Origin of the sequence: Aggregatibacter sp. 2125159857 (genome assembly GCF_017798005.1) — a bacterium.
Lineage (GTDB): Bacteria > Pseudomonadota > Gammaproteobacteria > Enterobacterales > Pasteurellaceae > Aggregatibacter.
Map to the genome: position 1 here is coordinate 385,130 of NZ_CP072548.1, position 14,885 is coordinate 400,014.

Genomic DNA, 14,885 nt, shown 5'->3' on the forward strand with positions numbered 1-14,885 from the left:
CTACCGCACTTTCAGCCTAACTTAATGGATTTTCACCAATGAAGACAACCCCAAAATCACTCCCTTTGTTACAAATCCACTGCCTCAATAAACATTTCGGGCAGACGCATGTGCTACGTGATATATCCCTTGAATTGCACAGTGGCGAAATCTTGTTTTTACTCGGTGCTTCCGGTTGTGGAAAAACGACTTTGCTACGTGCTATTGCCGGTTTTGAACAACCTAATAACGGTGAAATTTACCTAAAAGAGCGGTTGATTTTTGGCGCAAATTGCAATATTCCACCGCAACAGCGTCGGCTAGGTTATGTGGTGCAAGAAGGTGTGTTATTTCCACACTTGAATGTGTATCGCAATATTTCTTACGGGTTGGGCGATGGCAAAGGTCGCTCCCCGGAAGAACGACAACGCATTGACGAAGTGATGGCGCTCACCGGCATTTGTGCGCTCGCCGACCGTTTCCCACACCAACTTTCCGGCGGGCAACAGCAGCGTGTCGCCTTGGCACGCGCCATTGCGCCAAATCCTGAACTAATTTTATTGGATGAGCCGTTCAGTGCCTTAGATGAACATCTGCGCCAACAAATCCGTCATGATATGTTACAAGCACTTCGCCAAAGTGGTACTTCCGCCATTTTTGTCACCCATGATCGCGACGAGGCTTTGCGTTATGCCGATAAAATCGCTGTGTTGCAAAATGGAGAAATCTTACAAATCGCGAATCCGCGTACGCTTTATTGGTCACCACAACACCTTTCCACTGCCACCTTTATCGGCGAAAGCATTGTGTTGCCGGCAACCTTAAATTCACCTTCAACGGCGCATTGCCAATTAGGTGACATTGCCGTGATAGACAAAAGCCAAGGGCAACAACGCGGCACGTTACTTCTCCGTCCGGAACAATTCAGCCTGTTAAAAACACCTCAGAATCCGACCGCACTTTTTAACGCAGTGGTAAAAAACGTGGAATTCAAAGGCAAAATTACGGCGATTCGGCTTGAAATAAACGGGTTCGACATTGAGTTAGAGGAACACCATGGCATTGAGTTGTATGTAGGAGATGAGGTTGACGTTTATTTATATGGCACGGGCTTGTTTTATGGGGAATAAGTGTTGGCTTTACGGCGGTTGCAATTTACGTTATAGGTAAAAAAAGCGCTATTAATGAGTGCATGAGTTAAAAAGTGCGGTGCATTTTTCAGTTATTTTTCAAACATCAAGCTATCCCAGGTACGTTTTCAACAACACCCTTAACTCATCCCCATCATGGCACCGCTTCACCACCTCGAACAACGCGGTGGCTTCTTCATATTCACATTTTAAATACTGTAGCCATTGCTTAATGCGCGCCACGTGGTAAAAACCGCTGTCGTGGCAATTTTCTAATGTGGCGTATTTGCGCAAAATCGGTAGGATTTCAGTCCAGCTTAACGGCGCGTTATTATGTTTTAGCACACGGCTTAAATTAGGCATATTAAGCGCCCCACGACCAACCATTAAATCTTCACAGCCGGTTATTTCTAAGCATCGTTGCCCATCTTCCCAACGCCAAATTTCGCCATTGGCGATCACTGGAATATGGAGTTTTTGGCGGATTTCACCAATTTTTTGCCAATTGATACGATCAGCGCGATAACCATCCGCTTTGGTACGACCGTGAATCGTAATTTCGGTCGCGCCGCCTTGTTGCACCGCATCCGCAATGTCGAAAGCAAAGTTGGTGGAATCCCAGCCTAAGCGCACTTTGACACTCACTACCTGTTCTGGTGGGACGGCTTGACGAATGGCTTTGGTGGCTTGGTAAATAAGTTCCGGTTGTTTTAACAAAGAAGCGCCACCGTTGCTGCCGTTGACGGTCTTGGACGGACAGCCACAATTTAAATCAACGCCGTGGGAACCTAATTGAATGGCAAGTTTGGCATTTTCCGCCAGCCATTGAGGATGTTGTCCGAGCAGTTGCACACGTACCGGCGTACCGCTTGGCGTGCATCCCTGTTGAAGTAATTCAGGGCAAAGGCGATAAAACACTTTCGGCGGGAGGCGTTGATCCACCACACGGACAAATTCGGAAATGCACAAATCGTAATCGTTCACTTCCGTTAATAATTGACGTACGAGAGGATCAAGCACGCCCTGCATCGGGGCTAAAATGACGCGCAAAGGTTATTTCCAACCTTTGGCTTTGCAAATCAAATCGTATGCGGCTTGAATTTGCTGGGTTTTCTCTTTCGCCATTTCCATCATTTCCGGTGGCAACCCTTTTGCGACGAGTTTATCCGGGTGATTTTCATTCATCAAACGACGATAGGCACGTTTCACTGTGGGCTGATCGTCTGTCGCGCTAACACCAAGCACTTGATAAGCATCATTTAAGGTCGGGCCGGAAGAAGATTGAGATTGCTGTTGATAGCCGCCTTGGTAGCTGGAATGTTGTTCGTAATGACCGCCTTGTTGATAGAAACCGCCGCGCGCAAAATGACGAGCCGCCATTTCCATTGCCAACATTTGCTCAAATTGAACGCGGGATAACCCCAGTTCTTCGGCAACAATAAAGAGCACGTCTTTTTCATTGTCATGTAAATGATCGTCAGAAAATGCGGCTTGAATTTGTACGGATAAAAACGCCCGTAATAAATCCGCACGTTGTCCGCAACCAAGACGAAATTCACGAATCACCTGACGAATCGGGAAATCTGTCTGTTTGCCGCGGTTAAATGCCTCTTGCGCTAAACGACGACCGGCATCGTCCAGCTGCATTTGATCCATTAAATGGGTCGCTAATAGAATGTCATTTTCCGTGACACGTCCTTTGGCTTTGCTTAAATGCCCCAACACCGCAAAGGTGGTTTGCATAAACAACAGTTGACGGGTGGTTTTCGTTTTGAAGAAAGAAGAATTGACTGTGCCCAGTTCATACAGTTTTTTATCCGCAAGATGCCCTAGAAACACTCCTGCCAACATGCCAAAAAAACCGCCCAATCGAAAGCCGATTAAGGCGCCTAAAAATTTCCCAATAAAATTCATTGTCGCTCCGTTAGGGTCAAAAAAGTGCGGTGGCTTTTCTCAACCAATTGAAAAATGCGTGGAAAAACAACCGCACTTTTGCTTTATTTAATGCCGTATTGCTCACGATAAGCGCGCATTGCCGGTAAATATTGTTGGTATTCCGGTTGAGTTTCAATGAACGCCATCAAATCGGCAAAATCAATGATAGATAACACGTCGCATTGGTAATCGCGCTCGACTTCTTGAATCGCAGACAGCTCGCCATTGCCACGTTCTTGACGATTCAAAGCAATTAACACGGCGCTTAATTGCGCTTCATTGGCTTGAATAATTTGCATGGATTCACGAATTGCCGTACCGGCAGTGATCACATCATCCACCAACAACACCTTGCCGCGCAACGGACTACCGATTAAATTGCCGCCCTCGCCGTGATCTTTGGTTTCTTTGCGGTTAAAGCATACCGGTTTATTGATATCAAAGCGGTTGAATAACGCAATGGATACCGCGGTGGCAATAGGAATGCCTTTATACGCCGGGCCAAAAATCATGTCGTATTGCAAACCGGCATCTTGTAAGGCTGCCGCATAAAATTCCCCTAAACGGGCAAGATCGGCACCTTGGTTAAACAAACCGGCGTTAAAGAAATAAGGGCTCACACGGCCGGATTTCAAGGTGAACTCACCAAATTTTAAAACCTGACGGGCAAGGGCGAATTCAATAAACTGTTGTTTGTAGTTTTCCATCTTCCTATCCTTATTCTGCCAATGCCGCACGTTGGGTTTGGAAAATGACCTCACAGCCTTGTTTGGCGAGATCTAATAAGGTTAATAATTCCTCATGGCTGAACGGTTCGCCTTCTGCGGTACCTTGCACTTCAATCATGCGGCCGTCTTCCATCATCACCACGTTCATGTCTGTTTCTGCGGCAGAATCTTCCACATATTCCAAATCGCATACTGCTTCGCCGTTTACGATGCCGACAGAAATCGCCGCTACCAAGCCTTTTAATGGATTTTTGCTTAATGTGCCGTTTGCCACCAAGCCGTTCAACGCATCGCATAACGCCACGCAAGCGCCGGTAATGGAAGCGGTGCGTGTGCCGCCGTCCGCTTGGATCACATCACAATCTAAGGTTACACAACGTTCACCAAGCGCTTCTAAATCCACCATAGCGCGTAAGGAACGGGCAATTAAACGCTGAATTTCTAAAGTACGTCCGCCTTGCTTGCCTTTTGCCGCTTCACGTTGCATACGGCTGTGGGTGGAACGTGGCAACATGCCGTATTCCGCGGTGACCCAACCTTGTCCCTGTCCTTTTAAAAAGCGCGGCACGCCATCTTCCACGGTGGCAGTACACAACACTTTGGTATCGCCAAACTCCACCAGCACGGAACCTTCCGCGTGTTTGGTGTAATGACGGGTGATTTTAATCGGGCGGGTTTGGTTGTTGGCACGTTGATTCGGACGCATGAAAAATTCCTCGTTAAGCAATAAAAAATCGCGCCATTTTAGCACGCAAACTGACAGAAACGAAATTTGGCAGTACAATAGAACGCAAATTTTAGCGCCTAAAAATGAAGGAATTATTATGATTTATAGCATGACGGCATTCGCCAGTTTAGAAATCAAAAAAGACTGGGGAAACGCAGTTTGGGAAATCCGTTCGGTTAATCAACGTTATTTAGAAACCTTTTTCCGCCTGCCGGAACAATTCCGCAGTTTAGAAAACACCTTACGCGAAACCCTGCGTCAAAAACTCACTCGTGGCAAAATCGAATGTACCCTGCGTATTGATAATAAAAAGCAAGCCACAACAGAATTGCACATTAATCAAGAACTCGCCACGCAAGTATTGCAATCTTTGCAATGGCTGAAACAGCAAGCAGGCGAAGGTGAGCTCAATTTAACCGATGTATTACGCTACCCGGGTGTAGTGGAAGTGCCGGAACAGGATGTGGATTTAATCAGCCAAGATTTATTGGCGGCGTTTGACCAAGTGGTCGACGAATTTATCGCTATGCGTCAACGCGAAGGGGAGAAAATCCATACGTTGCTGACACAACGCCTTGAAGCCATCAATGAAGAACAGCAAAAAGTGCGGTCCAAAATGCCGGAGATTTTACAATGGCAACGCGAGCGCATGTTGCAACGCTTTGAAGAAGTCCAACTGCAACCGGATCCACAACGTTTAGAACAAGAGCTGATTATGTTGGCACAACGCATTGATGTGGCAGAAGAATTGGATCGTTTGCAATTACACGTCAAAGAAACGCAAAACATTCTGCGCAAAGGCGGTGCAGTAGGACGCAAGCTGGATTTCATGATGCAAGAACTCAATCGTGAATCCAACACCTTGGCGTCCAAATCCATCAATGTCGATGTAACCAATTCCGCCATTGAGCTGAAAGTGTTAATTGAGCAAATGCGCGAACAAATTCAAAATCTTGAGTAATTGATTGATATTTTTTAAGGAAAGTACGATGGCCTATTCCCTTTTAACGGCACAACAAGATGACATTATTTGCCCGTTAACGCACTACTCGCTGATTCAAATTGAAGGCACAGAGGCGGAAAAATATTTGCAGGGGCAACTCACTTGCGATGTGACCAAATTGGCAGCCGGTGAATCCACTCTTACCGCCCATTGCGATCCGAAAGGCAAAATGAGCTCGCTGTTCCGTTTAATTCGTCAAGATGAACAGACCTTTTATATGCTGTTAAAAAGTGCGTTATTGCCATCGGCGCTAGATCAACTGAAAAAATATGCGGTGTTTTCCAAAGTCACTTTTACTTCGTTAGATTGGCAAATTCTCGGCGCAGCTGGCACAAAAGGCATCGAAAAGTGCGGTCAATTTTCTGCACAAATTCGCATTGATGTAAATGGGCAACAACCGCGCGTGATTTTACTCAACCCAACCTGCTTAGCCCTCGAACCTACTGTTGAAGCAGAGGCTTGGGATTTATTGGATATTCAAGATGGCGTGCCTGGTTTAGCGGCAGCGACTCAACTAGAATTTATTCCGCAAGCGTTAAACCTACAAAGTGTCGAACAGGCGATTTCCTTCCACAAAGGTTGTTACATCGGGCAAGAAACCGTGGCGCGCGCCAAATATCGTGGTGCCAATAAACGCGCTTTATTTATTTTCGCAGCGCAAACGGAAAGTCTGCCGGACATCGGTTCGGCATTAGAAATGGCACTTGGCGACAATTGGCGAGCCACCGGCAGCATCACAAGTGCGGTCAATTTTCACGGCGTTTTGTGGTTGCAGGCCGTGTTAAATACGCCGTTGGAAGAAGGTCAGGCGTTCCGCTTGCCGAACTGCCAAACCTTGCTCGACATGCAACCCTTGTCTTATGAGTTAAGCTGATGAAAGTCGGATTGGTATTGGAAGGCGGCGCCATGCGCGGGATGTTCACCGCCGGCGTGTTGGATGTCTTCTTGGATGAACAGATTCACATTGACGGCATCGTTAGTGTGTCTGCCGGAGCCTTGTTCGGCGTGAATTTCCCTTCTAAACAAAAAGGGCGAGTCCTGCGCTACAACAAAAAATACCTCAACGATAAACGCTACATGGGCTGGCACAGCCTGTTCACCACGGGCAATATCGTCAACAAAGACTTCGCCTTCTATCAATTGCCTTTTGAATTGGACGTGTTCGATCAAGCAGCATTCGCCCGTTCCGGCATCGACTTCTACACGGTGTTAACCAATGTGGAAAGCGGCGAAGCAGAATATGTGAAAATCCACGATGCCTTTGAGCAAATGGAAACCCTGCGTGCCACCTCCGCTATGCCTTTCGTGTCAAAAATGGTGGAAATCGATGGCAAAAAATATTTAGACGGCGGCATTGCAGACAGTATTCCGTTGCGTTTCTGTCAACAGTTGGGCTACGACAAAATCATCGTCGTGCTCACCCGCCCATTGGATTACCGCAAAACGCCGACCAATCCGCTGATTTTTAAGGCTTTTTATCGCCGTTACCCCAAACTGGTCGAACGCCTGAGCAACCGCTACGCGGACTATAACCGTGCGGTGGAAGACGTGATTCGTCTTAACGAACAAGGAGAAATCTTTGTCATTCGCCCTTCTGTTACGCTGCCTATTCGCCGTATTGAAAAAGACGTCGCCAAAGTGCAGGCTATGTATGACTTAGGGGTGGCGGATGCAAAAATGGCGATGCCGATGCTAAAACAGTATTTATCAGAGGCGTTTTAGAAGATAACACTTGCGTAGAGCCTTATCTTTTAGTAGAATTCACGGGCTTTAATTATAGAAGCCGTTTAATGTAATCATTTATTAAACGGGTATTACGATATGTAATACTAACAATGTCTCCGATTTGGGGACTATATAACAGGTAGCTTGCACCTCCTTTTCTTGTTGTTTTGATGTAAGAATTGTGATGGTGTTAGTTTTTTTATTAGCTAAATTTATTGGAGCTCTGGTCTCATGCAGAACCAAAGAATCCGTATCCGCCTTAAAGCATTTGATCATCGTTTGATCGATCAATCTACAGCGGAGATCGTTGAAACAGCTAAACGTACCGGTGCGCAAGTACGTGGTCCGATTCCTTTACCAACTCGTAAAGAGCGTTTCACAGTATTGATTTCTCCACACGTAAACAAAGATGCGCGTGACCAATATGAAATCCGTACTCACAAACGTTTAGTTGATATTGTTGAGCCAACAGAAAAAACTGTTGATGCTTTAATGCGTTTAGACTTGGCTGCCGGCGTTGACGTGCAGATCAGCCTAGGTTAATTAAGAGGTTATTACAATGATTGGTTTAGTCGGTCGTAAAGTCGGTATGACCCGTATCTTCAATGAAGATGGCGTGTCTGTACCGGTTACCGTTATCGAAATCGAAGCCAACCGCGTAACTCAAGTTAAAACTCTTGAAAACGATGGCTATACTGCAGTTCAAGTTACCACTGGCTCTAAAAAAGCAAGTCGTGTAACGAAGCCTGAAGCGGGTCATTTCGTGAAAGCTGGCGTTGAAGCTGGTCGCGGTTTATGGGAATTTCGTACTGAAGGTGAAGAATTCACTTTAGGTCAAGAAATTAACGTTGACATCTTTGCAGATGTTAAAAAAGTTGATGTTACCGGTACTTCTAAAGGTAAAGGTTTCCAAGGTGGTGTTAAACGTTGGAACTTCCGTACTCAAGATGCTACCCACGGTAACTCTTTATCACATCGTGTTCTCGGTTCTATTGGTCAAAACCAAACTCCGGGTCGTGTGTTTAAAGGTAAAAAAATGGCAGGACACTTAGGTGCTGAGCGTGTAACCGTTCAATCCCTTGAAGTCGTTCGTGTAGATGCTGAGCGTAAATTGCTATTAGTAAAAGGTGCCGTTCCGGGTGCTACTGGTAGTGATGTTATCGTTAAGCCGGCAGTTAAAGCATAGGTCTAGGAGATAGAGATGGAATTACAAGTTGTTGGTGCGAACGCACTCACTGTTTCTGAAACTACCTTCGGCCGTGAGTTTAACGAAGCATTGATTCACCAAGTTGTTGTTGCTTACGCAGCAGGTGCTCGTCAAGGTTCTCGTGCACAAAAAACTCGTGCTGAAGTGTCCGGTTCAGGTAAAAAACCTTGGCGTCAAAAAGGTACAGGTCGCGCTCGTTCCGGTGATATTAAATCACCAATCTGGCGTTCAGGTGGTATCACTTTTGCAGCGAAACCACAAGATCACAGCCAAAAAGTGAACAAGAAAATGTACCGTGGTGCAATCAAGAGCATTCTTTCCGAGCTTGTTCGTCAAGATCGTTTAGTGGTTGTTGATAAATTTGAAATTGATGCGCCAAAAACTAAAGTATTAGTACAAAAATTAAAAGAATTAGCACTTGAAGATGTGTTAATCATCACAGCAAGTTTAGATGAAAATCTGTTCTTGGCAGCACGTAACTTATACAAAGTAGATGTTCGTGATGCTCAAGGTATCGATCCGGTAAGTTTAATTGCTTTCGATAAAGTAGTTGTAACTGTGGATGCTGTGAAGCAAATTGAGGAGATGTTAGCATGAGTCAAGAACGTTTGCTAAAAGTGCTTAAAGCACCACATGTCTCTGAGAAAGCAACAAATAACGCTGAGAAGTCAAACACAATCGTTTTCAAAGTCGCTTTAGATGCGAATAAAGTAGAAATTGCTAATGCAGTAGAGCAACTTTTTGAAGTGAAAGTGGATTCTGTTCGTACCGTTGTGGTGAAAGGTAAAACTAAACGCCGTGGTGCTAAGATGGGACGTCGCAGTGACTGGAAAAAAGCTTATGTTACACTTCAAGAAGGACAATCTTTGGACTTCGTTGAAGGCGCAGCAGAGTAATTACGGAGGAGTAGAAGATAATGGCTATCGTTAAATGTAAGCCGACCTCCGCTGGTCGTCGTCATGTTGTTAAAGTTGTTAACCCTGAGTTGCATAAAGGTAAACCTTTTGCTGCGCTTTTAGATACTAAATCTAAAACCGGTGGTCGTAACAACTATGGTCGTATTACTACTCGTCACATCGGTGGCGGTCACAAACAACACTATCGTTTAATTGATTTTAAACGTAATAAATTAGACATTCCTGGTGTTGTTGAACGTTTAGAATACGATCCGAATCGTTCTGCAAATATTGCTTTAGTGCTTTATAAAGACGGTGAACGTCGTTATATCTTAGCACCAAAAGGTTTGGCTGCAGGTGATCAAATCCAAGCGGGTGCACATGCGCCAATTAAAGTTGGTAACTCATTACCAATGCGTAATATCCCGGTTGGTTCTACCGTACATAATGTTGAATTAAAACCAGGTAAAGGCGGTCAAATTGCTCGTTCAGCTGGTGCTTATGTACAGATCATTGCCCGCGAAGGTAACTATGTGACTTTACGTCTCCGTTCTGGCGAGATGCGTAAAGTGTTAGCTGAATGTTCTGCCACCATTGGTGAAGTAGGCAACTCAGAGCATATGCTTCGCGTATTGGGTAAAGCCGGTGCTAACCGCTGGAGAGGTGTACGCCCTACAGTTCGTGGTACTGCAATGAACCCAGTAGATCACCCACACGGTGGTGGTGAAGGTCGTAACTTTGGTAAACACCCAGTAACACCTTGGGGCGTTCAAACTAAAGGTAAGAAAACTCGCCATAACAAACGTACTGATAAATATATCGTACGTCGTCGTGGTAAATAATTTTAATTAAATAAGAGGATAAGCCATGCCACGTTCTCTCAAGAAAGGTCCTTTCCTTGACCTACACTTGTTGAAGAAGGTAGAGAAGGCGGTGGAAAGCGGGGATAAAAAACCAATTAAAACTTGGTCCCGTCGTTCAATGATCATTCCATCAATGATTGGATTGACCATCGCAGTCCATAATGGTCGTCAGCATGTTCCTGTTTATGTTTCTGATGAAATGATCGGTCATAAATTAGGCGAATTTGCACCGACTCGTACTTACCGCGGTCACGCTGCGGACAAGAAAGCTAAGAAGTAAGGGGTAAAAGATGGAAACTATTGCAAAACATCGTTACGCTCGCACTTCAGCGCAAAAAGCTCGCTTAGTTGCGGATTTAATCCGTGGCAAGAAAGTGGCTCAAGCATTAGAAATTCTTACTTACACGAATAAAAAAGCATCTGCTTTAGTGAAGAAAGTTCTTGAGTCAGCGATTGCTAATGCTGAGCACAATGACGGTGCAGATATCGATGATCTTAAAGTTGCGAAGATTTTCGTAGATGAAGGTCCAAGCATGAAACGTGTTATGCCACGTGCTAAAGGTCGTGCAGATCGTATTTTAAAACGTACAAGCCACATTACTGTGGTTGTGTCAGATCGTTAATCGTAGAGGAATAACAATGGGTCAAAAAGTACATCCACATGGTATTCGCCTAGGTATTGTAAAACCTTGGAGCTCTACTTGGTTTGCGAATACACAAGACTTCGCTGACAATCTTGAAGGCGATTTCAAAGTACGTCAATTCTTAAACAAAGAATTAGCGAATGCTTCCGTTTCACGTATCACTATTGAACGTCCTGCGAAAAGTATTCGTGTTACTATTCACACAGCTCGCCCAGGTATCGTTATTGGTAAAAAAGGCGAAGATGTTGAAAAATTGCGTAATGCAGTGGCAAAAATTGCCGGCGTTCCTGCTCAAATCAACATTGCTGAAGTGAAAAAACCTGAATTAGATGCAAAATTAGTTGCAGACAGCATCGCTTCACAATTAGAACGTCGTGTTATGTTCCGTCGTGCTATGAAGAAAGCGGTACAAAATGCAATGCGTTTAGGCGCTAAAGGTATCAAAGTTGAAGTTAGCGGTCGTTTGGGCGGGGCTGAAATTGCTCGTTCTGAATGGTATCGTGAAGGTCGCGTGCCTCTACATACATTGCGTGCGGACATCGACTATAACACTGCAGAAGCTCATACTACATACGGCGTAATCGGCGTTAAAGTATGGATCTTCAAAGGTGAGATTCTTGGTGGAATGGCTGCGCTAGCGCAACCGGAACAACAACCTGCCGACAAGCCTAAAAAGGCTCCGCGCGGTAAAGGTCGTAAGTAAGGAGAATCGCTAAATGTTGCAACCAAAACGTACAAAATTCCGTAAAGTTCACAAAGGCCGTAACCGTGGTATCGCGGGCGGTACAGAAGTTAGCTTCGGTACTTTCGGTTTAAAAGCAGTTGGTCGTGGTCGTTTAACTGCGCGTCAAATTGAAGCCGCTCGTCGTGCTATGACACGTGCAGTAAAACGTCAAGGTAAAATCTGGATTCGTGTATTCCCGGATAAACCAATTACTGAAAAACCATTAGAAGTCCGTATGGGTAAAGGTAAAGGTAACGTTGAGTACTGGGTAGCCTTAATCCAGCCGGGTAAAGTTCTCTATGAAATGGATGGTGTGTCTGAAGAGATCGCAAGAGAAGCATTTGCTTTAGCAGCTGCTAAATTGCCAATTAAGACCACTTTCGTAACTAAGACGGTGATGTAATGAAAGCTCAAGAACTACGTACAAAAAGTGTTGAAGAGCTGAATGCTGAATTGGTTAACTTGTTAGGTGAGCAATTCAAGTTGCGTATGCAAGCAGCCACCGGTCAGCTTCAACAAACCCATCAGTTAAAACAAGTGCGTCGTAGTATTGCACAAATTAAAACTGTTCTAACCGAAAAGGCGGGTGAGTAATGACTGATAAAATTCGTAGCGTGCAAGGTCGTGTAGTAAGTGACAAGATGGAGAAATCTTTCGTTGTTGCTATTGAACGCAAGGTTAAACACCCACTTTATGGTAAGTTTATCCGCCGCACAACTAAACTACATGTGCACGATGAAAATAACGAAGCTAAATTAGGTGATTTAGTAGAAGTTCGCGAATGTCGTCCGATTTCTAAAACTAAATCATGGACTTTAGTTCGTGTAGTTGAGAAAGCAGTGATTGCTTAATTAACAACGAAAAGTAATAAAATAAAAGCCAATAGTGTAAAGCTGTTGGCTTTTTATTTTTAAAGTGCGGTTAAAATTTAATAAATTTTAACCGCACTTTTCTTTTAGGAACTAGATTTCGCAAAGAAGTATACTTCTTTTAGGTGTTATTGACATAACACCTAAAACAATATTGATAAAAAATTTTAACATTACAATATTTAGAGGATTTTTTATGGGACGTAAAAGTAAAGCTCGATATCAAGGGGAAGTGTTGGGCCTTCTAGTGAGTTTTGGAATTATTCTAGCTATCATTGCTTTTGTTATTTCACTTGTATTTTCTGCAGTCTTTTATGTAGGAGGTGCTATTGCTATAGCAATTGCAATAGGTATTCCTTTGTTTTTATTGCTATCTATTCCTTACTATTTAGTTGGAATGAATAAGATTAAAGTAGAAGTTAAAAAATCAATTTCGGATTATTGGTTATCTAGAGAGGAGAAAGAAGAATTAAAGTCTCTTTATCAAGCTTGGTTAAATGCAAAGGAAGAAGAAAATAGAATTGAGGATAAAATTAAAAAACTCCATGATTATGCTGATGAGCAAGGTGTAAGCAAAAATATTGATGGTAGTTATTCTAGAAGAAGCGAGGTAGGTAAATCAATAATAAATTCTCTTACTAATCTAGAGAATGAATTAGATCTTGCAAAGGATTACTCTCTTATGTGTTGGGAAGAATACAAGGATCTCGCCTCAACACCTTATTATAAGTGGAAAGCAGATAGTAATAAATTAAGAGAAAAAGATAAATTTTATAGAAAGGTATGGGTATCACTTATATCTTTAATTTTTATAATTTGTATTGCTAGTACACTTTACATAACTAGATATAATAAAATAATAGCAATTGACTATATAAATAATTTATTAAATCGCTTTGTTTCTCATGAATGGTTTTCGATTGGAAAAGAAACGGCTTTAGGATTACTTTCGCATCAATATTTTGAGTTTGTTGCTTTATTATTTATAAGTTCTCTAGTTTCTATTATTTTTTATGGAGTTGCTAATAAATATTCTATTTCAAAAAATAATAGATTTAAATATTCAGTGGAAAGACCTTCATCTTGTATAGATATGGATGAAATTGATGACTATGAGAGAACAGTATGAATACAGGGATAAATTTATGAAAAGAAATATTAATGAAGTAATTTCAAAATTTAAGAATGATCAACAAGATATTCAGCACCGCTATTATAGTTTTGATTTTTGTTATTTTCATTTTCGTTCTTCGAAAGAAAGTGGAAAAATTGATATTGAAAAAAGTTGCCAAGTATTATGGAGTTATTTGGCAAGCTGGGGAATGCTGAGAGGATCTAGTTTTTTATTATGGAAAAATCCAGCCTATTTAAAAGATCTTGTTGAATGGATTTATGATCAATCTTTAAGTACATGGAATATTGATGTTGAGAACTATAAAGAAAATAGCCAAACTGTTCTAGATTTATATAAGGGAGCAGAAAAATATATTCTGAAAGGAAAAAATCATCAATCAGTTACTTTAGTGACAAAAGTTCTACTGGGTGTATTTGCTATTATTCCAGCATACGATCGTTTTTTTAGAGATTCATTTAGTGATATTGCAGGGAATGAATGTGGTTTTAGTACGCCGAATAAAAAATCTTTGGAAATTATTTATCAATTTTATATAGAAAATAAAGAAGAAATTGAAAAATTAAGCAATGAAACTAAGGTGTTCGATTTTAATGGGCAACCGACAAAATATCATTATTCAAAAGCAAAAATTATTGATATGTACGGCTTTCAGGTAGGATACCTAAAATCAGGAATAGATAACTCATTCCGATAAGTTTTTAGTTTCCATTAAGGAATAGAAATAAAGCTAATAGGAAGTATCTTGGCTTTTTAATCTCTTGAAAGTGCGGTAAATTTCAACCGCACTTTTAGCAAACGGCTTAAGAAGAGGAAGGCAAATTATCGTTGCCTTTCTCTTTTTCTTTTGATAGAATCCGCAACCTGCCCGCCGTTCTCTTTTGACTGTGCGGACAGGTTCGTCCCGAAAGGGTGGTTTTTTAATTTAACGGAGCACTAATATGATCCAAGAACAGACTATGCTGGATGTTGCTGACAATTCAGGCGCTCGCAGCGTAATGTGTATCAAGGTTCTAGGTGGATCGCACCGTCGTTATGCTGCTATTGGCGACATTATCAAAGTTACTGTAAAAGAAGCAATTCCGCGCGGTAAAGTAAAAAAAGGTGATGTGTTAAAAGCGGTTGTTGTGCGCACCAAGAAGGGTGTTCGTCGCCCAGATGGATCAGTTATTCGTTTCGATGGTAATGCTTGTGTCATTTTAAATAATAACACTGAGCAACCAATCGGTACTCGTATTTTTGGACCGGTGACTCGTGAACTTCGTTCTGAGAAATTCATGAAGATCATTTCTTTAGCTCCAGAAGTACTGTAAGGAGAATGTA

The 14,885-nt window shown here is 42.7% G+C and carries 22 protein-coding genes; 18 read left to right on the forward strand and 4 right to left on the reverse strand.

Translation table 11 applies throughout. The features are described 5' to 3' along the window. Positions 1–38: 38 nt before the first annotated feature. Positions 39–1,109: an ABC transporter ATP-binding protein gene (locus tag J5X96_RS01955; protein WP_209364024.1), complete on the forward strand. Its 1,071-nt coding sequence runs from the start codon at positions 39–41 to the stop codon at positions 1,107–1,109. Positions 1,110–1,220: 111 nt separating this feature from the next. Here J5X96_RS01955 and dusC read toward each other — a convergent pair whose 3' ends face one another. From dusC to rph, 4 genes are all read right to left on the reverse strand, one after another. Beyond that, positions 1,221–2,159 (reverse strand): tRNA dihydrouridine(16) synthase DusC, encoded by a 939-nt coding sequence (gene dusC / locus J5X96_RS01960; RefSeq protein ID WP_209364025.1) that lies wholly within the window; start codon positions 2,157–2,159, stop codon positions 1,221–1,223. 3 nt (positions 2,160–2,162) lie between these two features. After that, complete coding sequence (djlA, locus tag J5X96_RS01965) at positions 2,163–3,023, reverse strand: co-chaperone DjlA (RefSeq protein ID WP_209364027.1); 861 nt, start codon at positions 3,021–3,023, stop codon at positions 2,163–2,165. Between the two features lie 83 nt (positions 3,024–3,106). Beyond that, entirely contained in the window at positions 3,107–3,751 is a 645-nt protein-coding gene (pyrE, locus tag J5X96_RS01970) for an orotate phosphoribosyltransferase (protein WP_109433038.1), read from the reverse strand. 10 nt (positions 3,752–3,761) lie between these two features. Then, positions 3,762–4,478: a ribonuclease PH gene (gene rph, locus J5X96_RS01975; protein ID WP_209364029.1), complete on the reverse strand. Its 717-nt coding sequence runs from the start codon at positions 4,476–4,478 to the stop codon at positions 3,762–3,764. A 118-nt stretch (positions 4,479–4,596) separates the two neighbouring features. Between rph and J5X96_RS01980 the strand changes: the two genes are divergently transcribed. The 17 genes from J5X96_RS01980 to rplN all read left to right on the forward strand — a co-directional run bounded on the left by J5X96_RS01980 (position 4,597) and on the right by rplN (position 14,875). Further along, complete coding sequence (locus J5X96_RS01980) at positions 4,597–5,460, forward strand: YicC/YloC family endoribonuclease (RefSeq protein WP_209364031.1); 864 nt, start codon at positions 4,597–4,599, stop codon at positions 5,458–5,460. Positions 5,461–5,488: 28 nt separating this feature from the next. Next, positions 5,489–6,376 carry a folate-binding protein YgfZ gene (locus J5X96_RS01985; protein WP_209364033.1) on the forward strand — a complete coding sequence of 296 codons (888 nt, stop codon included), beginning with the start codon at positions 5,489–5,491 and terminating at the stop codon, positions 6,374–6,376. Further along, on the forward strand, positions 6,376–7,224 hold the full coding sequence (locus tag J5X96_RS01990; protein ID WP_209364035.1) for a patatin family protein: 849 nt from the start codon (positions 6,376–6,378) through the stop codon (positions 7,222–7,224). The genes J5X96_RS01985 and J5X96_RS01990 overlap by 1 nt, the downstream gene beginning before the upstream one ends. Before the next feature lie 234 nt (positions 7,225–7,458). Next, a complete protein-coding gene (rpsJ, locus tag J5X96_RS01995) occupies positions 7,459–7,770 on the forward strand; it encodes a 30S ribosomal protein S10 (protein ID WP_001181005.1) in 312 nt (103 codons plus the stop codon). A 16-nt stretch (positions 7,771–7,786) separates the two neighbouring features. Continuing rightward, positions 7,787–8,413: a 50S ribosomal protein L3 gene (gene rplC, locus J5X96_RS02000; protein WP_005704440.1), complete on the forward strand. Its 627-nt coding sequence runs from the start codon at positions 7,787–7,789 to the stop codon at positions 8,411–8,413. 15 nt (positions 8,414–8,428) lie between these two features. Beyond that, entirely contained in the window at positions 8,429–9,031 is a 603-nt protein-coding gene (rplD, locus tag J5X96_RS02005) for a 50S ribosomal protein L4 (RefSeq protein WP_209364037.1), read from the forward strand. Next, on the forward strand, positions 9,028–9,330 hold the full coding sequence (gene rplW / locus J5X96_RS02010) for a 50S ribosomal protein L23 (RefSeq protein WP_005701885.1): 303 nt from the start codon (positions 9,028–9,030) through the stop codon (positions 9,328–9,330). The genes rplD and rplW overlap by 4 nt, the downstream gene beginning before the upstream one ends. A 20-nt stretch (positions 9,331–9,350) precedes the next feature. Then, the gene (gene rplB / locus J5X96_RS02015; protein ID WP_005701883.1) at positions 9,351–10,172 is read left to right on the forward strand and encodes a 50S ribosomal protein L2; all 822 of its coding nucleotides are present in this window, start codon (positions 9,351–9,353) and stop codon (positions 10,170–10,172) included. Positions 10,173–10,197: 25 nt separating this feature from the next. Continuing rightward, positions 10,198–10,473, forward strand: coding sequence for a 30S ribosomal protein S19 (rpsS, locus tag J5X96_RS02020; RefSeq protein ID WP_005539416.1), 276 nt, complete (start codon positions 10,198–10,200; stop codon positions 10,471–10,473). A gap of 10 nt (positions 10,474–10,483) precedes the next feature. Further along, positions 10,484–10,816, forward strand: a complete 333-nt coding sequence (gene rplV / locus J5X96_RS02025; RefSeq protein ID WP_005539363.1) for a 50S ribosomal protein L22 — start codon at positions 10,484–10,486, stop codon at positions 10,814–10,816. A gap of 16 nt (positions 10,817–10,832) precedes the next feature. Beyond that, positions 10,833–11,540: a 30S ribosomal protein S3 gene (gene rpsC, locus J5X96_RS02030; protein ID WP_005715746.1), complete on the forward strand. Its 708-nt coding sequence runs from the start codon at positions 10,833–10,835 to the stop codon at positions 11,538–11,540. Positions 11,541–11,553: 13 nt separating this feature from the next. Then, a complete protein-coding gene (gene rplP / locus J5X96_RS02035) occupies positions 11,554–11,964 on the forward strand; it encodes a 50S ribosomal protein L16 (protein ID WP_005715748.1) in 411 nt (136 codons plus the stop codon). Continuing rightward, positions 11,964–12,155: a 50S ribosomal protein L29 gene (rpmC, locus tag J5X96_RS02040; protein WP_005539356.1), complete on the forward strand. Its 192-nt coding sequence runs from the start codon at positions 11,964–11,966 to the stop codon at positions 12,153–12,155. The genes rplP and rpmC overlap by 1 nt, the downstream gene beginning before the upstream one ends. Next, a complete protein-coding gene (gene rpsQ / locus J5X96_RS02045) occupies positions 12,155–12,412 on the forward strand; it encodes a 30S ribosomal protein S17 (RefSeq protein WP_005539352.1) in 258 nt (85 codons plus the stop codon). Before rpmC ends, rpsQ begins: the two co-directional genes overlap by 1 nt. 214 nt (positions 12,413–12,626) lie before the next feature. Further along, positions 12,627–13,559, forward strand: coding sequence for a hypothetical protein (locus J5X96_RS02050; RefSeq protein ID WP_209364039.1), 933 nt, complete (start codon positions 12,627–12,629; stop codon positions 13,557–13,559). 16 nt (positions 13,560–13,575) lie between these two features. Further along, a complete protein-coding gene (locus J5X96_RS02055) occupies positions 13,576–14,259 on the forward strand; it encodes a hypothetical protein (protein WP_209364041.1) in 684 nt (227 codons plus the stop codon). A 244-nt stretch (positions 14,260–14,503) separates the two neighbouring features. Further along, positions 14,504–14,875 carry a 50S ribosomal protein L14 gene (rplN, locus tag J5X96_RS02060; RefSeq protein WP_005619403.1) on the forward strand — a complete coding sequence of 124 codons (372 nt, stop codon included), beginning with the start codon at positions 14,504–14,506 and terminating at the stop codon, positions 14,873–14,875. Positions 14,876–14,885 lie beyond the last annotated feature (10 nt).